Origin of the sequence: Haladaptatus sp. SPP-AMP-3 (assembly GCF_049568665.1) — an archaeon.
In the GTDB taxonomy this organism is placed as follows: Archaea; Halobacteriota; Halobacteria; order Halobacteriales; family Haladaptataceae; genus Haladaptatus; species Haladaptatus paucihalophilus.
The window spans coordinates 256,384-274,674 of the sequence record NZ_CP145897.1; the positions used below are offsets into that span (position 1 = coordinate 256,384).

An 18,291-nucleotide genomic window follows, 5' to 3' on the forward strand; every position below is an offset into this window, starting at 1 on the left:
GGAATCTCGCACGTCCGGTCCGATTCCCAACCATTCGTTTCTGTTGACTGTTTGGTATAGATTTATGCAGTTTCGAAGTAGAAATCTGAACGATGATACATCGGAAATCGGACATACAACCGAAAAATCGACGTGGGCAGTCCCCGCTCATCGGTGTCGTTTTGATGATCGGATTGGTGACGGTTTCCGTCGTCGGAGTCCTCCTCATCGGGTCGTCGGCCGTTCATCAGATTCGGGGGACGGTCGGCGTGCAGAACGCGGAGCACGCGATGCGGGAGGCGGACGCCAGATTGAGCCAAGTCGCCTTCGGAACGAACGACGAGCACATCCTCGATTTCGGCGGACAGGACGGGAACGTCGAAGTCACGAACGACGGGGCGATGACCATCTCGCTCGTGAACGGGTCGAACCCGGCGTGTAGCAGGCGAATCGAATTCGGAGCAATCGAGTACCACGGCGCGGACGGCGAGGTCGTCGCGTATCAGGCGGGCGGCGTCTGGAAACGAACCCGAAACGGGAGCGTCATGATTTCACCACCGGACATGCAGTACCGGAACGGCACCTTCAGCTTTCAGTTGGTGAACGTCACCGGGTCCGCTAGCGGTCCCGTCGAGCGACTCCGTGCGACGAAGAACGTCACGGCATCCCGCGCCGACAGCGAGGCGTTCCGCGAGACGTTCAACGCCCCGCGGTGTACCCCGCCGGACAACGCGACGCTCACCGTCGAGAGCGACTACTACCGGGCGTGGGCCGACTTTTTCCGAACCCACGTCGATGGTGGGACCGTGGCAGTGGACGACGCGAACGAAACCGCGTCCCTGACGGTTATTCTGAGCGGTTCGACGGCCGAAAGCGACGACAACAGCGTCAGCACCCAACGGAACGCCTCGGTCAGCGTGGACGTTCTCGGGACCGAAATCTCCTCCGGGGGCAACCTGAACTGGGTCCAAAACGACACGACCGGCGAGTGGGAGGTCCACGGCACGAAGCGCAACGCCCCCATCAACATGCGCATCAACGTCGGCGACGACACGTACGAGCCGTGGGGAGATGGCGTCGGGTCGACGGACGTCATCAGACACGACATCAACGACCCGACCAACGGCGAGCACTATCACTTCTCCGAGAACGTGACCGCGGGCGACGTCATCAGCGTGGAGGGGACCGCGTACGGTATCGGCTCCGTCGATTGGGGTTCGTCGGCGACGAAGCGGCTCAACCAGTACGAATCCGGCGGGGAGCGGTACGATTACGTCTGGGAATCCTACCGGACCGACTACGAAGGGTCGCTGATGACCAATATCGTCGTCGAAGCCGATGGAACGGGGACGAACGAGGGGAACGTCGTGCTCCTCTCGGACGGGATGGAGGTGCCGGGCTACGGCTCTGCGAACCCCGAACAGCGGAACATGTCCCAGATGCTCGGCGGCCGCATCAACGACACCGGCTACCTCGACCTCGACCCGAACGAGTTCGTGTTGGTGTACGAACTCTCCTGTCCCGACGCCACCACCGACGACATCGGGACGGGGAAATGCGGCAGCGGCGACCCCGATTACAACGACGCGGTGGTCCTCATCTCGATTCACGAGGACGGCAGCGTCGGCGAACCCGAGGACTTCCGCATCCACGTGACGATGAATCAGGTCACCATCGAGCGAGCCGACGGGTGAATACCGATTGTAAACGAAAAACGAGGTGACGGCGGTCAGTTAGAAACGCGATGGTGATTATCAGTCCCGGACGGAGAACGCGACGGTCGTCTCTCGGACGACCGCCCGTCGGGTGTGACATTCGTACCACGACCCGTTTTTCGACCAGCCGGTACCCTCGAAGTACCGACGCCACGCCGCGTCGTTCGGCGACGACGCGACGGTTATCCGGACCGTCGTGGCTTGCACCGCGTCCTGTGGCGTCGCGTCGGTCGGGAAGACCAGTTCCTTCGATGCGGTTCGTCCGACGAGGAGCACGGACCCGTCCGTGCGAAGCGCGGACGGTCCCCCCGCACTAACGACCGACACCGACGAGACGAACGCCCTGTCGGGACCGCACCCGAACGCCGGAGGGCGGAGGGTGACGCTTCCGCCGTCGCTCCGACCGAAGACGGCCCCCGATTCGTACCGAACGATGCTCCCGTCGAACGAGTAGACGAGCGACCCGTGCGACAGCGTTCGGTTGAGCGTCACCGCGGACGGACTCGTTTGGTCGACCACGACGCGAAGCTCCGACTCGTTCTCGACCGAAAGCGACCCGCCCGACAGACGAATTTCACCGGCGCGGGTGGGCGCACGACCGCGTTGCAGGTCGTCGAACGTCGTCGCCAGCGCGGAGAACGCCCGCTGGGCGTTCCGCGACTGCTCCGCGTTCCGAGCAGTCGTCAGCGACCCGACCCCGCTGACGTAGAGGATACCGACCGACGCGACGATTATCGAGAAGATGAAGATGAACCCCAACACCTCGCTCACGCCCCGGTTGTCGAACGTCATGGCTTCGTCACCCCGAGCGTTCCGTTCACCGCGTCGTATTCGATGACGACGGTGCCGCCGGACATCCGCCCCGGTTGCACGGGCGTCGCAGTGGCGAACGGCACCGTCACGGTCACGTCGTCGGTCGAGAGGACGAGACACTGCTGGGCGGAACACGGTGGTGTCCCGCCGGTCACGAGTTCGACCGCGTAGTACCTCCCCGCAACCTGCTCGGGGTGGCGCGCCCGCAGTCGAACCGCGGGGTCGTCGCCAGCCTGCACGAGGACGTCAACGCTCGTCAACTCGCCCGCCATTCGCTCGCCGACGACGCCGAGTTCGTTCCGCACCGCTTGCGTTCGCTGATTCTCCACGAGTCCCCCGGCGGCGGTGATGAGTCCGCCGAGGAGCACCGCGGTGATGGCCATCGTCAGGACGTACGTGACCGTGGTCGAAACCGCCCGGTCGTCCGCCGTGAGTCGCGTCGGAATCATGGTTCGTAGAGGGTGGTGTGTATCCGCGTTCCGTAGGTCAGTTCCGGCGTCGCGTAGGTCAACCGCACCCCGAAGTCGTAGACGACGTACGTTCGATACGGCGACGCCGAGGAACCGGTGTGCACCGACCCGGAGGGAACCGTCGCGTCGGTCCCGTTGAGGACGATGGAGTAGTTGCCGCTCGCGTTCGCGCCGTTCCGGTACTCGACGTCGTAGCCGTCGCCCACGCCGTCGGCGAACGTGAACGAACACCCTCCCGCCGAGCCATTTCGGAGGTCGATTCGAACGCGCTCCGCGGCGACCGGACAGCTCGCCGTCGGCGTCGCGGAGCCGTTCGTTCGGACGACGACGTTCGCCCCGTTTCGGTAGACGGAAAGCGTCCAGTCGGCGGCTCCGTCGGTCGTCGTCACCGCGAAGGCCGTGCCGGGGTCGCTCGAAAGCGACGACCGGTTCACGGTGGCGACGTACCGCCGAACGTCCGCGTTACGCGCGACCGTCCAGTTGCTCCCGTCGCCCGCGTCCGAGAAGTTGCCGCCGGAATCCTGTTCGATGCCGGTCCCGACCGTTTCGTCGGTGACGGAGAGGTTCAGCGACGCCGGAGCGCGCCGGGCGAGTCGAAGCCCGATGAGCGTTCCGTACTCCGCGACGCTCCCGTTGACGGCGGTTCGGACCGCGCTCGGCGAGTCGTATCGCGCGTCGTCGTTCACCCGCCGGACCAGCGAGCCGACGTCCTCCCGAACGAGCGCCTGTGCGTCCCGCACGTCTTGCGTGGCCGAAATCGGTTCCCGGTCGGCGACGTTCTCCGCGTAGAGGACGCTGTTGAGGACGACGACCACGCCGACCAGCGCGATGGCGATGACGACCGCCCCGACGAGGATGAGCTGTCCCCGGTCGTCGCCGCGGAGTCTTCGTCGTTCGTCGTCGGCTACCATACGACCAGCCGCACCTCCACGACGTTGTAGACGACGCCATCGCTGGCGTCGGGCGCGTAGAACCCGCCGGAGCCGAGCGCTTCGAGCGTCGCGTTTCCGGCGTCCTCCGGCGCGGTCAACCGCTGGTCGTCGTACAGAACCACGTCGCGGGTGGCCGTCACCGCGTTCGCCGACGGAACCCCGCGGTAGACGACGCGCTCCGTGGCGGTTTCCGTCGGGTCGCTCGCCAGCTGGTAGGTCACGTAGAGGTTGTACGTGTAGCCGCGTTCGGTGAACACGTCGTGGAGCGTGTCGCCGAACGAATCGCACGTCTCGTCCGGCGAGACGGTCGGGACACACGGTGGACGGGTTCCGTATCCCACGTTGGTTCCGTTCGCGTAGGCGAACCCGCCGCTCGCGTTCCAGTAGCGGGTGAGGTTTCGAAGCGCGCCGTCGGTGTCGGCGGTTCGAAGCGCGTCGTTCGCCTGCACGCGGAGTTGTGCTTTCACGTCCTGGTCCACCGTCCCCGCCGTCGTCGGCGTCAGCACGATGGATTGAAAGACGAAGAGCAGCGCGGTCAACACGACGAGCGCGCCGACGAATCCCTCCAGCGTGTACGCCTGCCCCCTGTCGTCTACCATACTCTCACCGTCAGTCGGTAGGTTGTCGCGCCGATTCGCACGACGCGTCCGGTCGCGGCCGTCGGATGTTCGCCCGGCGCGTCGCCCGCGGCCCACGCGACGGTTCGCGTCGCCTCCTCGACGACGGTGACGTTGACGTCCGTCGTCCGCGGGAAGCCGAGCGTCTCGCGGAGTTCGGTTTCGTTCCGCTGGAAGAACGCCGCGGTCCGAGCCTGGTCGAGCACGTTCGGGTGACCATCGACGGAGAGGTTTCCGACGATGAACGTCGCGCCGCGGCTCGCCCGAGCGGTGGTCGAATCGCCAATCGGTGCGTTGAACGGGGTAAAGATGCCCGGGAGGAACGCGACGACGAACGCCACCGTCAGCAGGAAGACGCTGATGCCGAGCACGTAGTCGTTCAGCGTCTGGCCTCTGTCGTCCATCGTCAGCCGACCACCACCCAAACTCCGAGCGCGGTCGTCGCCAACGCGACCGAGAATTTGACGCCCGACAGGAGGTCGGCGTCGCGGATGTAGCCGCTGATGAATCCCGAGAGGATGGCCTGTATCGTCACCGCATGGAAAAAGAGCATCGAGAGCGTCTCGGTATCGATGCCGTCGCCGAAACTCATGCCGGACGAACTCGTGCTCGCTCCGGATGCGCCGTTTCCGCCCGCACTCGCCGAGAGGTTCGCCATCACGTCGAGGAACTGGGTCTTCAAAATCGCCATCACCGCGAGCAGGGTGAGGTACGTCATGATGATGATGACGACCTGCATGCGGGCGCGGGAGCGCCGTTCCCGCGCGATGTCGTCCTGATTCTCGCTCGTCTGCGCCGCCGTCGTCAGAACCGCCGTAATCTGGCTCGACGCCTCCTGTGCCTTGCTGATGAGTTTCACCGTCCGAGCGAGTCGCGGAATGTGGTATCGGTTGTTGAACTCGATGAGTGCCGCCTTCATGCCCATGCCGTATTCGACTTTGGCGTGAATCCGGTCGAACTCGTCGGCGAGTTTCCCCGAGGACGTTTCGGCCACGGTCTTGACGGATTCGAGCAGCGTCAGGCCGGTGTCGTTCGCGCTCGACAGCTTACGCAGGTCGTCCGAGAGCTTTCGAATCACCTTGTGGCGCGACCGGACGTTCCACTCGCGGAAGCTCGCGAGCGGGACCCCGTTCACGTACAGCGGGATGTAGACGTAGACGAACGTCGTCCACGTCGGGTTCGCCCGTAACCCCTCGACGGACGAGGCCACCGTCCCCGTCCACACCGCGCTGGCGACGAGCACCATCGAGGTCGGGAGCGTGATGCCGAGGATGTACAGCGGGTTGTCGCGGAAGAACACGTGCGGGCGCTTCAGCAGTTCGAGGGTGGTGTGCGTTCCCTCTCGGCTTTTGATTCGGTCGAAGACGGAGAACTCGCCGACGAACTCCTCGACGAGGCCGAGGTGGAGGAGTCCCGCCCCGGAGACCGTTTCGAGGCGGTCGCCGCCGTCGCCGGAGTCGAGAAAACCGTTCCCCACCTCGTCCTGTTTCACGGTCGAGACGAGCACGAGGAAGCCGACGCCGGTGAGCGGAATCAGGGCGTACACCGTTCCGTAGAGCAGCATCTCCTGTGCCTTTCCGAGCATGCTCATGATGACGAGGATGATGATGAGCAACAGGGGAAACAGCGAGAGCGTCATGTACATCTCGCCGAACAGTTCGAGGGTTTCGAGCGTCAACTCCTGTTCCTGTTTGGCCGTCCGCATGTGTTTGTCCTTCTTGTCGTCCAGAAATCGAGTCATGTTCCCGCCGCTGTTGATTATCGAGAGCATGTCGGTGAAAAACTGGGACAGTTCGTCGCTTGGCGTTTCGAGCGCCCGCTTTCTGATGGCATTGCGGTAGTCGATGTCGAAGTACTCCGTTTCCTGCACGACGCTCTGGAACTCGCGGGACACCTCGCCGTAGGTGTCGTCCGCCTTCGCCATCGCCTCCAGAATCTCCAGTTGGTTCAGCCCGCCGATGGAGAGGGCGTACATGAACGAGACGGCGTCCGGCAGGAGCATGTTGATCTCCCGCTTTCGCGCCCCGGCGCGGCTGTACGGAATGACGAGCAGCGTTCCGAATCCGGCCAGGAACCCGACCGCACCGAGGATGACGCCGGTGCCGAACACCAACGCGGGAACCTTGAGCGCGTTCAGCGCCTCGGCGACCGTCCCGGTGACGGGCATGCCGAGCCAAACCCCGGTGCCGACGACGCCGAACCGCAAGAGGAGATAGCCGAGGAACAACCCGACCAGCCACAGGGCGAGTCCGGCGAGCGTTCCGATGGCGAGGCCGCGCGAGAGGTACAACTCCGCCGTCTCCGACATCCGCGCCTCGGCGAGCTTCCCTTCGAGGTCGGCGACGAAATCGCTGTTCTCGGAGAAGATGCGGTCGTACAGCGGGTAGAAGGCGTCGGCGAGGGCATCCGCACTCGACCCGTCTTGCGCCGACGCGGAGCCGAGGCTCATCGCTCGTCCTCCGGTTCCTCGCTCGGGGCGTCCGTCCCGTCAGTTTCGTCGCTCTGGTTCGTCCGTTTCTCCACGTCCGAACCATCCTCGTCCGCCCGTTTCTTCACATCCGCACCGTCCGAGTTCGCTCGTTCCACCTCGTCGGAAACCGTGGCCTCTTCGAACCCGCCGAACGGGTCGTCGTCGAGCGTCGGTTCCGGGCCGAATTCGGAATCGCGGTCGTTCCCGCCGAGGGCGTTCGATGGAACGTCGGTCGTCGGGGATTCGGTCGGTTTCGCCGTATCCGCCAGCGCGACCGCGAGGCCCTTGTTCGGGACGTACACGTCTCGATACCGGTCGAAGAGCCGGTTATCCGCCTCGGCGAGGATGTCCGCGGAGAGGTCGGCGATTTCTTCGGTCGGGTCGGGTCGCGGGACCATCTCCTCCTTTTCGGGGTCGATGTCGATGAGCACGCTCTCCATCTCGCGGAGGTCCGCGAGGCTGTCTTCCAGCGCGTCGTTCGCCACCAGCGCGAGGATGGTGTCCGGGTCGTTGATGAACGCCTGAACCGTCGCCGCGACCTGCGTGTACTCGTTCAGACCGTTGTCGATGAGGTAGGCGAGGATCGTCCGGCGTTTCAGGAGTTCCTCGTCCAACCGCGACTGGTCCCACCCGCGGTCGAACTTGATCTCTTCCAGCGTGTTCGACCCGGTGAGCGGTTCGTGTTCGTCCGTCTCGGCGCGCCACTGGAACACGTCTTTGACGTTGATTTCGTCGTTCTCCGTGTCGTAGTGGTTGATTTCTGTCAGCGATTTCGTCCGGCGCACCTTGCTCCCTTTCACCCGCGTCTGCGTCTGGACGGACACCAAATCGAGCGCGGTGAACAGCGTCTTCGAGACGTTGATGGGTTCCGTGGTGAACCGCTTTAGCACCTCGCCCACGGTGTCGGCGTGGAACGTCGTGTAGGTCGTGTGTCCCGTGGACATGACCTGAAAGAGCGTTCGCCCTTCTTCGCCCCGAATCTCGCCCATCACGATGTAGTCGGGGCGTTGGCGGAGCGCGGCCTCCAGCAGGTCGAACTCGTCCACGTCGCCCTTGTCGTCGTCCGAAAACGAGGGGCGCGTGACGCTCGCAATCCAGTTGCGTTGGGGGAGTTCGACCTCGCGCGTGTCCTCGATGGAGACGATTTTGGTGTTGCTGGGGATGAACAGCGAGACGGCGTTGAGGCTCGTCGTCTTTCCGGAGGCGGTACCCCCGGCGAAGATGAGCGAGCGGTGGTTCTCGATGGCCAGCCAGAGGAACGCCATCTCCTCCAGCGAGAAGGTGTTCCAGTTGATGAGGTCGATGGGCGTGAACGGCACGTCCTTGAACTGCCGGATGGTGTAGTTCGTCCCGTGGTCGGACACCTCGCGCCCGAGCGTCAACTGGGCACGGGACCCGTCGGGCAGCGTGGCATCGACCTGCGGTTGACGCTTGCTGATACCCTTTCCGGACCGCTGAGCGAGTTTGACGACGAAATCGTCCAACTCGGTCTCCTCGTGGAAGACGTTCGTGATGACCTGCTCGTAGTCAGAATGGTAGACGAACACCGGCGAGTTGTACCCGTCACAGGAGATGTCCTCAACGTTGATGTCGTGTTTGATGCCGTCGATGCGCTCGTAGCCGATGAAGTTCCGCTTCAGGACGTACAGCAGTTTCTCGACCTGATACTCCGTCAGCGTGTCCGCGTCCTCCTCCAACAGGGCGGGTTCCGGCCGGGCCATGATGCCGTCGAGTTCGCCACCCTCGTCGTCCACTTCGTGTTCCTCGACGGTCTCCTCGATTCGGGTTCGAATCGCCCGACGAAGGCTCTCGTCCCCGGCGCGCTCGCGGAGAAGTTCGTCCCACCGGGTCCGAAACTCGCCGAGACGCCCCCCTCCGGCGGCCGTCGCCGGGTCGTCAGGGGAAGACGGTTCGACCGATTCCGTCGCCGATTCCGCTGTCGATTCCGTCGTCGGTCCCGTTTCCGGGTTCGTCTCTGCTATCGCCTCGGATTCGGGGGTCTGGGCGACTGTTTCGACCGCCTCGCCGTCCGCGTTTCCTCCGTCGGTTTCCTGACCGTCCTCGAGAGTATCGTCTTCTGCTCCGGTTTCCAGTTCTCCCGTCTCCTCTTCTTCGGATTCGTCACCGTCGGTCTCCTCAGCTTCATCGGTCCCTTCCCGTTCCTTCTTCGCACCGTCCGCTTTCTCCGTTTCTTCCGCTTCTTCGGCCTCTTCGTGCTCGCATTCTCCCTCGAAATCGCCGTCCCCGTCCGCTTCGTCTTCGGGTGTGTCGTCCTCGTCGGACTCGTCCACCGCCGACCCGTCGGTCACATCTCCGTCTTCGTCCGTTTCGTCGGGGTTCGGTGCGTTCGGCTCCGATTCCCCGCTCGACTCCGGTTCCGTATCCGGTTCCGATGTCGAATCTGAATCCGATTCCGGGGCCGAACCGCTCGATTCGACGCCGCTCGCCCGCGTCCCTCGAAGGGTTTCCACGTACGGTTCCGCCCGTTCGCGGAGGGTTCGAAGCGTCTCGTCGGTGCGGGTTCCGATCTCCGCGGAGTACCGCGTCCACGTCTCGCGGGCGTGGTCGTACCCCGAAAGCGTTCCCTTGAGAAGGTCGGCGATTTGGTCGTCGTCGAGCCTGTACAGGTCGTAGCGCGACAGGAGGCGAAGCGCCTCGCGCTCGATGACGTCCTCGCGGGCCTCCTCGTCGGCTTCGACGACCACCTCGTCGCTGGCGTACTTGATGGAGGTCCTGAGTTTGCCGGTCAGGAACTCCCGAAGGTCCTCCTCGATTCGCGTTCGGTACGGCTCCACGAGGTAGTACTTCGTCTCGTTTTCCTTCTCGGAGTGGAAGATGATGACGAACGAGTAGGGTTTGTTCACCCAGTATCGGTCCACCTCGCGGAAGTGGCTCTTCTTCGGGAGCGCGACCGCCTTCTCCAAATCGTAGCGGTTGACGACCGTGGTGTACCCCTCGACGGTCGAAAAGAAGGCGTCCTCGTCCAACTCCGGCGGCACGTCGAGCGTCCGCTCGTCCTCTATTTCGAGGAGTTTTCGCGCCTTCGCCGCCCCCTCGGTGAGCAAGTCCGGCAGGTCTTCCTCCTCGAAGCCGAGCCAGTCCGCTTTCTCGAATTCGATGACGTCGCCGTCCTCGTCGCGGGGCTTTTCGTGCGGTTTCTCGCGGTCCGGGTCGTAGTAGTACTCGTACCGGAAGTGCTCCCACAGGTACTCGCCGACCGTGACCGGCGTAGTCGCGGGGTCGAGGAACGCCTCGAATCTGTCGCTCCCGCGGTTTCCGGCGAACCCCCCGCGAAAGAGTCGTTCGGGGAGTTCGTCGGAGTCGAAGCCGAGCCACTCGGCTTCGTCGAACTCGATGACGGTGCCGTCCTCGTCGCGGGGCTTTTCGTGCGGCCTCTCCCGGTCCGGGTCGTAGTAGTACTCGTACCGGAAGTGCTCCCACAGGTACTCGCCGAGCGCGACGGGCGTCTCCTCGTGGTCGAGAAACGATTCGAAATAGTTCCCGAGCGCGGCCGCGGTTTCCGCGGCCGTTTCGACCCGCGATTCGGTTTCCTCCGGGTCGAAGCCGAGGAACTCCTCGGCCGGAAACGGATGCGGCTTTCCCCGCCAGTTGGTCGGGGGGGTGCCGTCCTCGTAGAAGAACTCCTCTTTGAAATCCTCCCACGAGTACGACCCGACCGCCACTCGGGACGGGAGTCCATCGGAGAGACGGATCCCGTTCGGTCCAGCGTCGCCGGGGTCCCCACTCCCGAGCGCTTCGGACTCGTCACTAGCCATTGAGTATCGCCAATCGCTAATCCATTAAAAAACCTTGTTAAAATTAATATACATGTGATTTTTGCCATATTTGTATCTGATGGCTTGTACTCGTGTGGTTTTCTCACCTCAGAAGGTGGATAGTCTTCGCTCGTGTCAATTCGTTTGGAAGGGGGGAGAGAACCACGTCGCAGCGCGAAGCGGAAAGAAGAAAGTCCCCTCCGCGCCGAACGCGGTCATGCCTGACTTGGCTGTTGTCGCGGTATCTTCCGTCGGAAGCTACCGCAGTTCTTGCTGGCCGTTGACACACAATAAATCTTTCATCATGCTTGCGTCGGAGAGCAAACGGAACGGGCGGTCATCGGTCGTGGCGGAACCTCACGCGAACATGGTAAAAACGGCGTGACAGGAGTGAATCGGAGATTCACGAACGCCGAAAGACGCATCGCGTCTTTCGGAATTCCCCCGAACGAAGTGAGGGGGAGTAAGCCACGTCCGTCGACTGAGCGAAGCGAAGAAGACGGGCGTGGCGGGATTCGAACCAGAGCAAGAAATGCTCGCTCCCTTCGGTCGCTGTGCGTTCCTTGCAGGATTCGAATCCCTGTGCCCGTTCCCACGGCTCACTAACGTTCGCCGGAGAACGGGCGTGGCGGGATTCGAACCCGCGGTCGAGAGGTTAGGAACCTCTCGCCCTATCCGCTAGGCCACACGCCCTGTATAATATGTAATAGCTCGCGGGAAAAACAACTACGATTCCGATTCGGTCTGGGTTTCAGTCTGGGTCTGGGTCTCGGTTTCGGTTTCGGTGGTCGTGGTCGGTTCGCTTTCGACCTCGGTCGCGGTACTGGAACCCGAGCTTTGCATCTCCTGCAACTCTTGCTCGACTTCTTCGCGACCTTTCTTGAACTCTCCCATCGCCTCACCGGTCGAGCGCGCAAGTTTCGGAATCTTGTTTGCACCGAACAGGAGAACCGCGATGAGCAGAATCACCGCGAGTTCCATCCCGCCGGGAACCGGCCCGAATAGTGGTATCATTTCGAACATCCTCTACCAGTTTCTTACCCATTGCCAACTATAGGCTTTTTGCTCTTCTCAGGGTCGCTTCCCGACCTATTTTCCGGCCGAACGACCCGTAAAACCCCGTCGCGCCCGAGAGTTTTTCCCCCCAGAACGTGAAAATGGAACATGGACGACGTTGCAACGGAACCGCAAACGGAGAACGGACGGCGTGCGTACGACCCGGACGCGGACCACGCCTTCCCCGACGAAAAGCTGAACGAGGTGCTCGAATTCATCGCGAACGACGACGAGATTCAGGCGTATCTCGACGCACAAAACGTCAACGCGGTGGCACGAAAGGGATACAACGACCACGGGCGAAAGCACATCGAAATCGTTCGGAACCGCGCGCTGCTCCTCTACGACTTGCTGAAACGCGGCGGCGTCGAGTTCAACGGCGCGGCCGACGAAGGGCTGGACGAAGCGGACGAGAGCGTCATCGTCGCCTTCGCCGCGACGCTCCACGACATCGGTCACATCGTCCACCGCGACGACCACTCTTACTACTCGATTCCGCTCGCGGCGGACGTCCTCGACCGCGTACTTCCGAACTTCTACGACACCGCGAGCTCGGTTCGGATGAAGGGCGAGATTCTCCACGCCATTCTCTGTCACCACACCGAGGAAGACCCGCTGACGACGGAAGCGGGAGTCATTCGGGTGTCGGACGCGCTGGACATGGAGCACGGCCGGTCGCGCATCCCCTACGAGAAGGGTGGTCGTGGCATCAACACCGTCTCAAGCCAAGCCATCAAGAAGGTCTCCCTCCGACAGGGGGATACGGTGCCGGTTCTCGTCGAAATCGAGATGCTGAACGCGGCGGGCGTGTATCAGGTAGACAACCTGCTCAAGGCGAAACTTCACGGCTCCGGGCTGGAGGACGACATCCGAATCGTCGCCTTGAACGTCCGCGAGGGAAGCGATCACATCGTGGAACGGGTCGAGCTTTAGAGGACGCGTTCGTACACCCGTTCTAACTTCTCGACCGCGCGTTCGACGCTGATTTCGTCCCGACGGGCGAGACAGGACTCTCGAAGCCGTTCGCGTTCCGCGAGCGTACGGCGAATCGATGCCCGAACATCTTCGATATCGCCGCTCTCGAAGTGATAGCCGGTTTCGCCATCGACGATGGTGTTCGACAGCGCTCCGGCGTTCGCGCCGACGACCGGCGTCCCGCAGGCGTTCGCTTCGAGCGCGACGAGGCCTTGCGTTTCGACGGGACTGGGAAACGCGAACACGTCGAGAGCGGAGTAGAACGCCGCCATCTCGTCCCGGTCGAGAAATCCGAGAAAACGGACATCCACGTCGCAAGTGCGGGCCTGTTTCTCCAACGATTCGCGGGCGGGGCCGTCGCCACCGAAGACGACCGTCAGGTCCATGCCGTCGGCCGCCGCGATGACCTCCGAGAGACGCTTTTCGAAGCCGTGGCGGCCGGTGTAGCCGACGAGCGGGCCGTCCACGTCGAGGTCGTATTTCCGAACGAAGTCGGCCGTTTCGACCGGGTGAAACCGCTCCACGTCGATTCCGTTCGGGACGACGTGCACGGGCGAATCGACGCCGACCGTCTCGACGATGTGCTCCCGCGTCGCCTCGCTCGGCGTCAGCACGGCGTCGGACCGCCCGAAAAACCACCGTTCGTACGCGCCCGCCGCCCGTTCCACGTAGTCGGCGACGGAATCGTTCGGGACGAGATAGTCCGCGTACTCCCCCGTCGGCGTGTGGTACGACGTCACGAACGGAAGTTCGTGTTTTCGCGCGAGTCGGAGACCGCCGAGGCCGATGGCGAACGGCGTGTGGGAGTGGACGATTTCGGCGTCGAGGACCGCCTTCGGAACCCGCGGCGTTCCGAGTCGATAGCCATCATAAAAGGGGAACGGGAGACTTCCGATGGGATGTTCGCCCTTCTCCGGCGCGTACTCGTCGGATTGGGGATACACCACGTCCATCCGCCCGCCGTTTTTCTCCCAAAAATCGCGCCACGTCCGGATGGTGTAGGTGACACCATTGATGGTCGGCAGATATGTGTCCGTGAACGCGGCGACCCATCGGCTCATTGTTCGGCCATTCGAGGACGGGAAGTTAAGTGCTTGTGACTTCAGACGAGTTTTCTATACTCCTCGACAAGACGTTCGCCGACGCGCTTCAGGCTGTGTTCGCTCGCCGTCTCGCGGGCGTTTTCCCCCAATCGCTCCCGAAGTTCGGGGTCGCGTTCGAGTAGTTCGAGCGCGCGTCGGAACTCCGTCTCCGTTTCGCATTTCAGACAGTCCACGCCGTGCGTGAAGAACTCGTCGAAGACGGGGATGTCGCGGAGCACGACGGCCTTTCCGCACGCCATCGCTTCGAGGACGACGATTCCCTGATTCTCGACTTTCGCCGGGAAGCAGAACACGTCGCCCGCCGCGAACGCGCCGCGTTTGTCGTCGACCCACCCGGTGAACGTCACGTTCTCGGGGGGGTTCTCCGTCCACCGTTTAACCGTCGAACTGGCGTGCGGGCCGTCGTCCACCGTCCCGAACCACGCGAAGTCGAAGTCCGTCTGCTGGGCGACTCGGCAGAACGTCGTGAGACCCTTGCGCTCGAAGACGTTCCCCAGTGCGAAGACGACCATGCCGTCCAAACCGTACCGCGCGCGGTACTCGTCGCGGAAGGATTCGAACCCGGCGAGCGATTCGGCGTCCACCCCGTTCGAGATGGGGTGAATCGGCGCATCCACGGGATACCGTTCGAGGACGGATTTCGTGTACTCGCTGGGACAGAGCACGAGGTCCGCCTGCGAGTAGAACCACTTCAGATACCGACCGAGCGGGCGCGCGACGAGGCTCGACCCGCGAAAGCTCTCCGCGAAGTCCTCGCTCGTGACGTGCGAATGGAGGACGAGCGGGATATCGTTCCGTTTCGCGTGGCGCGCGACCGCGACAGACCCCGGCCCGATGACGTTGCAGTGAGCGACGTCGAAGTCGGCGAAGAAACGACCCCCTACCGCCCCGGACAGCAGCGCGCGACCCGGCGTTTTCCCCTCCCACGGCGACGTGATTACGTCCACGTCGGTTTCCGCTAACGCCTTGCGCTGTTGCTTCGTGGAGGTACCGATGCCGCTCCGGGCCAGTCGGGATTCGAGTTCGAGGTAGTTGAGTACGCGCACTGCGGGGGAAATGGCATAGCGCCCAATTACTCCTTTCGGAAAGGACTCATTGAACGACCGCAAAGTATTTGTCCCCATACGAGCATGACTCGCATGGGGCAATACAGGAACGATTTCTATCCTTGTCCTGTCTCGCCCCGGAAACCCCCCACCCCCCCATTCCGAATGACAGTAGCTCAAGAGCGAATAGAGCGTCTCGAAGTACTTGCACGGGACGCCACCGCGGAGTGTAACGACGACCGAGCGCGGGAGTACGTCCGCCTCGCCAGACGAATCGCCGAGCGCCACCGCCTTTCGCTCCCCCGGCAGTTCAAGCGATTCACGTGCGACGCCTGTGACGCCTATCTCCGTCCCGGAAAGAACGCACGAGTCCGACTGCAGGACGGCCACGTCGTCATTACGTGCGACTGCGGCAATCAGGCGCGCTATCCCTACGACTAATCCGCGCGGAGCCGTCCCCCGTTTTTTGATTTCGACGCGTCCCCCGTCGGAAAGGGGCCATTACGCCTCGAATTATCGACCGTAGGAACCCCCTACCGGCGCGTTTTCGCCATCTTCGGGGGCCTCGTCCCCTCTCGACGGTCCGTCCCGTTCGTTGTTCGCGCAGACGAAACTACCAAGTCTCGCGCCATATCACTGTCACCTATGAGTGGACAACGGTGGACGGACATGATAGTGGGGGACAGGATGGCAGTCGATAGGGAGTTCACACAGGAAGTCGCCGACTCCCAGTTCTCGCGCCAGGAGTGGGGACTGGTGATGACCGCGGTCGAGTTCGACATCGAACACCCCGAGGACGACGAGCGCGCGAAGCTCGTCGCCGACACGAGCAAGGTGAAACAGGTGATACCCGAAATGGAGAACATCCAGTCGCAGATGAACTCCATGACGGGCAAGTCGTCCAAGAAGGAAGGACGGGGCGTCTTCGGGTCGGTCAAGGACGCGCTCGGACTGGGCGGCGGTGGCGGGAGCGGCGTCGACGAGGAGCGACTCGCCGCGGCCGAGGGGTTGGCACAGCGGTACGCCGACGAACTCCAGACGCGCCTCGAATCGAACGGGAAGTGGGCGCGCGTCAGAAGCGCGGTTCAGGAGTGATGGAGGTCGCACCCGGCGCGTGGCGATACGCCGCGCCGCCGTTCCTGCTCGCCGGGCCGCTCGGATTGCTCTCGCCGCTCGCCACGCTCGCGGCGCTCGCGCTCGGCGGTGCCGTCCTGCTCTTCTTCCGCGACCCTGACCGTTCTCCGCCGTCGAGCGGCGTCCTCTCGCCCGCGGACGGCCGCGTCTCGGTGATCCGCGAGGAAGGAAACCGCGTCCGAGTCGGCGTGTTCATGAACGTGACGGACGTGCACGTCAACCGCGCGCCGCTGTCGGGACGCGTCGAATCGGTCGAACACGAACCGGGAACCCACCGTCCCGCGTTCAGTAAGGAGTCGGACAACAACGAGAAGGTCCATATCGGCCTGTCGACGTGCGACCTGACGCTCATCGCGGGCGCGTTCGCCCGGCGGATCCATCCGTACGTCGAATCGGGTGACGAACTCGGACGCGGAGAGCGGTTGGGACACATCGCGTTCGGCAGTCGCGCGGACGTGCTCCTCCCGGCGTCGTTCGACGCGGCGGACGTAGAAGTAAGGAAAGGTCAGCGCGTGCGCGCGGGAGAGACGATCCTCGCTCGGCGCGACGACTGAATCGGTTCAGTCGCTCGAATAGTCGCCGCCGTGGAAGAGCGTCATCTCCTCCGCTTCGTAGATGTTGATGAGTTCGTTGATGATCTCGTCGTAGGATTCGTCTTCGACGCGCAGGCTGTCGAGGCGGGAGACGGTCTCCTCGTCGAGTGTTATCTTGGGCATCGATGTTCTCTACCCCCCGGACAATCATTAAAGCATAGGCCGGTCCGAATCTCCCGCCGTCGTTACGGTCTTCTGGAGTGGAGAAGTCCGCCGTATCGCCCGAGTAACCGGTCGTTACCAGAATCGTAGAGTTGTCTTTCCAGACGACAGTGGTTGGTTTCGTCCCGACAGCCACCGGATAACAAAGTACCCACACTGATGTTAGTCGTACCGACGAGGTTCAGCATGACAACGACAAACAGCCAGATTGCCAGTGGAAGCGACACTGTGGCCGAAAACCGATGTCGAAGTTGCGGTTCCTTCGTGACCCGCGATTTCGCCCGCGTGTTCGGGAACAACGAGAACGAGGTCTTCGGATGCCTCGAATGTATGACGGCGACCGAAGTCAAGAAGGGCGGTGCGCGGGCGGAGTTCGTCGACACGTCCAAACTCGTTGGCGGCCGAGAACCGATCCGCTGAGGGCGGCGTCGACGCTGGGGGACGGGGAACCGGGTCGGACAGGAAATGGGGGAACGGGAGAAAAACCAGGCGGTCTCTTTTCCGATTCAGGTGCTCAGGGACGACGTTCGTCGGTCAGCAGCTCGCCGCCGCGTTCGAACACGCGGTTCGCGTCCGGCGCTTCGTAGGGCGGTGTGTGGCTGACGTCCGCCATCGTCTTTTTCGGTCGGTCTCGGTTCGTCGGTCGTCGTGTCGAGTTCTCGTTTGTCATGTATCGGTCGTTGGTGTCGTTCGTCTCTGTTTTCGGTGGTTCGCGGTACGTTGCACGGTCGTCTCTATTCGGTATCGCTTCGAGGGTTCGATGGTGTGAATGCGTAGGGGTCAGACCCCTACGATGAGAATCGAGCCGACGACAGCGCCGCTCGCAACGTTCGTGTGCGAGTGTTTGACATGCTGTTCCATCGCTACCGTGCCAATGTGTACCAATCTATATAACCGTTGCGTGCGTGACAACTGTTGCCACTCCGTCGTTCGCCACAATCGTAAGGTGGGTTCACGTCGTACTCCCAAACGATGACGAGCGACGAAGTAACGGACCTCCTTCGAAAGGCGTACAGCGACGAGATAGAAACCGTGATGAACTACCTGACGAACTCCATCGTCCTCGAAGGCGTGAGCGCGGAAGAGGTACGAGCGAGCCTGGAGACGGATATCCAGGAGGAATTGGGCCACGCGGAGATGATCGGCCAACGGCTCAAACAGTTGGACGAGCGTCCACCGGCGTCCTACGATTTCGAGGCACGACAGGAAGGGTTACAACCGCCGGAAGACAGCACCGACGTCCAGTCGGTTATCGATGGCGTCCTCGAAGCTGAAGAGGACGCCATTTCGACGTATCGAAACGTCATATCAGCGGCGCGAGATGCGGACGACCCCGTGACTGAAGACCTCGGTGTCACCATCCTCGCCGACGAGGAGGCCCACCGCACGGAGTTTCGCGGGTTCAAGCGCGAATACGACAACTGAACCGAACCAAGGCAAGGATTTTTCT

Annotated in this window: 19 protein-coding genes and 1 tRNA gene; 7 read left to right on the forward strand and 13 right to left on the reverse strand. The window is 62.9% G+C overall.

Features of this window, described 5'->3' with window-relative positions; all coding sequences use genetic code 11:
• Positions 1-92: 92 nt before the first annotated feature.
• Positions 93-1,673, forward strand: a complete 1,581-nt coding sequence (locus V5735_RS01690) for a DUF7289 family protein (protein ID WP_423744783.1) — start codon at positions 93-95, stop codon at positions 1,671-1,673.
• A 60-nt stretch (positions 1,674-1,733) separates the two neighbouring features.
• Here V5735_RS01690 and V5735_RS01695 read toward each other — a convergent pair whose 3' ends face one another.
• The 9 genes from V5735_RS01695 to V5735_RS01735 all read right to left on the reverse strand — a co-directional run bounded on the left by V5735_RS01695 (position 1,734) and on the right by V5735_RS01735 (position 11,795).
• Positions 1,734-2,486 (reverse strand): DUF7289 family protein, encoded by a 753-nt coding sequence (locus V5735_RS01695; protein ID WP_423744784.1) that lies wholly within the window; start codon positions 2,484-2,486, stop codon positions 1,734-1,736.
• On the reverse strand, positions 2,483-2,956 hold the full coding sequence (locus V5735_RS01700) for a DUF7266 family protein (protein WP_423744785.1): 474 nt from the start codon (positions 2,954-2,956) through the stop codon (positions 2,483-2,485). The genes V5735_RS01695 and V5735_RS01700 overlap by 4 nt, the downstream gene beginning before the upstream one ends.
• On the reverse strand, positions 2,953-3,888 hold the full coding sequence (locus V5735_RS01705; RefSeq protein WP_423744786.1) for a DUF7261 family protein: 936 nt from the start codon (positions 3,886-3,888) through the stop codon (positions 2,953-2,955). The genes V5735_RS01700 and V5735_RS01705 overlap by 4 nt, the downstream gene beginning before the upstream one ends.
• Complete coding sequence (locus V5735_RS01710) at positions 3,882-4,508, reverse strand: DUF7288 family protein (RefSeq protein WP_423744787.1); 627 nt, start codon at positions 4,506-4,508, stop codon at positions 3,882-3,884. Before V5735_RS01710 ends, V5735_RS01705 begins: the two co-directional genes overlap by 7 nt.
• Positions 4,502-4,930 (reverse strand): DUF7287 family protein, encoded by a 429-nt coding sequence (locus V5735_RS01715; protein WP_423744788.1) that lies wholly within the window; start codon positions 4,928-4,930, stop codon positions 4,502-4,504. The genes V5735_RS01710 and V5735_RS01715 overlap by 7 nt, the downstream gene beginning before the upstream one ends.
• Before the next feature lie 2 nt (positions 4,931-4,932).
• Positions 4,933-6,975: a type II secretion system F family protein gene (locus V5735_RS01720; protein ID WP_423744789.1), complete on the reverse strand. Its 2,043-nt coding sequence runs from the start codon at positions 6,973-6,975 to the stop codon at positions 4,933-4,935.
• Positions 6,972-10,772 carry an ATPase, T2SS/T4P/T4SS family gene (locus tag V5735_RS01725; protein WP_423744790.1) on the reverse strand — a complete coding sequence of 1,267 codons (3,801 nt, stop codon included), beginning with the start codon at positions 10,770-10,772 and terminating at the stop codon, positions 6,972-6,974. Before V5735_RS01725 ends, V5735_RS01720 begins: the two co-directional genes overlap by 4 nt.
• A 620-nt stretch (positions 10,773-11,392) precedes the next feature.
• A tRNA-Arg gene (locus V5735_RS01730) sits at positions 11,393-11,465 on the reverse strand.
• A gap of 33 nt (positions 11,466-11,498) precedes the next feature.
• Complete coding sequence (locus V5735_RS01735; protein ID WP_423744791.1) at positions 11,499-11,795, reverse strand: twin-arginine translocase TatA/TatE family subunit; 297 nt, start codon at positions 11,793-11,795, stop codon at positions 11,499-11,501.
• Between the two features lie 141 nt (positions 11,796-11,936).
• Here V5735_RS01735 and V5735_RS01740 point away from each other — a divergent pair, with 141 nt between their 5' ends.
• Positions 11,937-12,761, forward strand: coding sequence for an HD domain-containing protein (locus tag V5735_RS01740; RefSeq protein ID WP_423744792.1), 825 nt, complete (start codon positions 11,937-11,939; stop codon positions 12,759-12,761).
• On the opposite strand, the gene V5735_RS01745 is transcribed toward V5735_RS01740, so the two are convergent.
• Entirely contained in the window at positions 12,758-13,864 is a 1,107-nt protein-coding gene (locus V5735_RS01745; protein ID WP_423744793.1) for a glycosyltransferase, read from the reverse strand. The two genes, V5735_RS01740 and V5735_RS01745, sit on opposite strands and share 4 nt — an antisense overlap.
• Before the next feature lie 41 nt (positions 13,865-13,905).
• Positions 13,906-14,952 (reverse strand): glycosyltransferase family 4 protein, encoded by a 1,047-nt coding sequence (locus V5735_RS01750; RefSeq protein ID WP_423744794.1) that lies wholly within the window; start codon positions 14,950-14,952, stop codon positions 13,906-13,908.
• Between the two features lie 165 nt (positions 14,953-15,117).
• On the opposite strand from V5735_RS01750, the gene V5735_RS01755 reads away from it, so the two are divergent.
• The 3 genes from V5735_RS01755 (at position 15,118) to V5735_RS01765 (ending at position 16,640) form a co-directional block, all read left to right on the forward strand.
• A complete protein-coding gene (locus tag V5735_RS01755) occupies positions 15,118-15,393 on the forward strand; it encodes a ribonuclease P protein component 4 (RefSeq protein WP_423744795.1) in 276 nt (91 codons plus the stop codon).
• A 204-nt stretch (positions 15,394-15,597) separates the two neighbouring features.
• Positions 15,598-16,047 carry a DUF5799 family protein gene (locus V5735_RS01760; protein ID WP_423744796.1) on the forward strand — a complete coding sequence of 150 codons (450 nt, stop codon included), beginning with the start codon at positions 15,598-15,600 and terminating at the stop codon, positions 16,045-16,047.
• The gene (locus V5735_RS01765) at positions 16,047-16,640 is read left to right on the forward strand and encodes a protein sorting system archaetidylserine decarboxylase (RefSeq protein WP_423744797.1); all 594 of its coding nucleotides are present in this window, start codon (positions 16,047-16,049) and stop codon (positions 16,638-16,640) included. Before V5735_RS01760 ends, V5735_RS01765 begins: the two co-directional genes overlap by 1 nt.
• Before the next feature lie 6 nt (positions 16,641-16,646).
• On the opposite strand, the gene V5735_RS01770 is transcribed toward V5735_RS01765, so the two are convergent.
• Entirely contained in the window at positions 16,647-16,802 is a 156-nt protein-coding gene (locus V5735_RS01770) for a DUF7557 family protein (RefSeq protein ID WP_007982592.1), read from the reverse strand.
• A gap of 225 nt (positions 16,803-17,027) precedes the next feature.
• On the opposite strand from V5735_RS01770, the gene V5735_RS01775 reads away from it, so the two are divergent.
• Positions 17,028-17,261 (forward strand): DUF7563 family protein, encoded by a 234-nt coding sequence (locus tag V5735_RS01775; RefSeq protein WP_049805629.1) that lies wholly within the window; start codon positions 17,028-17,030, stop codon positions 17,259-17,261.
• Between the two features lie 94 nt (positions 17,262-17,355).
• Here the strand turns inward: V5735_RS01775 and V5735_RS01780 are convergent, their stop codons facing one another.
• Entirely contained in the window at positions 17,356-17,511 is a 156-nt protein-coding gene (locus V5735_RS01780; protein WP_423744798.1) for a hypothetical protein, read from the reverse strand.
• A 302-nt stretch (positions 17,512-17,813) separates the two neighbouring features.
• Between V5735_RS01780 and V5735_RS01785 the strand changes: the two genes are divergently transcribed.
• On the forward strand, positions 17,814-18,266 hold the full coding sequence (locus V5735_RS01785) for a ferritin-like domain-containing protein (RefSeq protein WP_423744799.1): 453 nt from the start codon (positions 17,814-17,816) through the stop codon (positions 18,264-18,266).
• Positions 18,267-18,291 lie beyond the last annotated feature (25 nt).

Bases quoted from the DNA above. Each gene is read 5' to 3' on its own strand.
- V5735_RS01690 (WP_423744783.1), top strand. From the start codon at position 93: ATGATACATCGGAAATCGGACATACAACCGAAAAATCGACGTGGGCAG.
- V5735_RS01695 (WP_423744784.1), bottom strand. From the start codon at position 2,486: ATGACGTTCGACAACCGGGGCGTGAGCGAGGTGTTGGGGTTCATCTTC.
- V5735_RS01700 (WP_423744785.1), bottom strand. From the start codon at position 2,956: ATGATTCCGACGCGACTCACGGCGGACGACCGGGCGGTTTCGACCACG.
- V5735_RS01705 (WP_423744786.1), bottom strand. From the start codon at position 3,888: ATGGTAGCCGACGACGAACGACGAAGACTCCGCGGCGACGACCGGGGA.
- V5735_RS01710 (WP_423744787.1), bottom strand. From the start codon at position 4,508: ATGGTAGACGACAGGGGGCAGGCGTACACGCTGGAGGGATTCGTCGGC.
- V5735_RS01715 (WP_423744788.1), bottom strand. From the start codon at position 4,930: ATGGACGACAGAGGCCAGACGCTGAACGACTACGTGCTCGGCATCAGC.
- V5735_RS01720 (WP_423744789.1), bottom strand. From the start codon at position 6,975: ATGAGCCTCGGCTCCGCGTCGGCGCAAGACGGGTCGAGTGCGGATGCC.
- V5735_RS01725 (WP_423744790.1), bottom strand. From the start codon at position 10,772: ATGGCTAGTGACGAGTCCGAAGCGCTCGGGAGTGGGGACCCCGGCGAC.
- V5735_RS01735 (WP_423744791.1), bottom strand. From the start codon at position 11,795: ATGTTCGAAATGATACCACTATTCGGGCCGGTTCCCGGCGGGATGGAA.
- V5735_RS01740 (WP_423744792.1), top strand. From the start codon at position 11,937: ATGGACGACGTTGCAACGGAACCGCAAACGGAGAACGGACGGCGTGCG.
- V5735_RS01745 (WP_423744793.1), bottom strand. From the start codon at position 13,864: ATGAGCCGATGGGTCGCCGCGTTCACGGACACATATCTGCCGACCATC.
- V5735_RS01755 (WP_423744795.1), top strand. From the start codon at position 15,118: ATGACAGTAGCTCAAGAGCGAATAGAGCGTCTCGAAGTACTTGCACGG.
- V5735_RS01760 (WP_423744796.1), top strand. From the start codon at position 15,598: ATGAGTGGACAACGGTGGACGGACATGATAGTGGGGGACAGGATGGCA.
- V5735_RS01765 (WP_423744797.1), top strand. From the start codon at position 16,047: ATGGAGGTCGCACCCGGCGCGTGGCGATACGCCGCGCCGCCGTTCCTG.
- V5735_RS01770 (WP_007982592.1), bottom strand. From the start codon at position 16,802: ATGCCCAAGATAACACTCGACGAGGAGACCGTCTCCCGCCTCGACAGC.
- V5735_RS01775 (WP_049805629.1), top strand. From the start codon at position 17,028: ATGACAACGACAAACAGCCAGATTGCCAGTGGAAGCGACACTGTGGCC.
- V5735_RS01780 (WP_423744798.1), bottom strand. From the start codon at position 17,511: ATGACAAACGAGAACTCGACACGACGACCGACGAACCGAGACCGACCG.
- V5735_RS01785 (WP_423744799.1), top strand. From the start codon at position 17,814: ATGACGAGCGACGAAGTAACGGACCTCCTTCGAAAGGCGTACAGCGAC.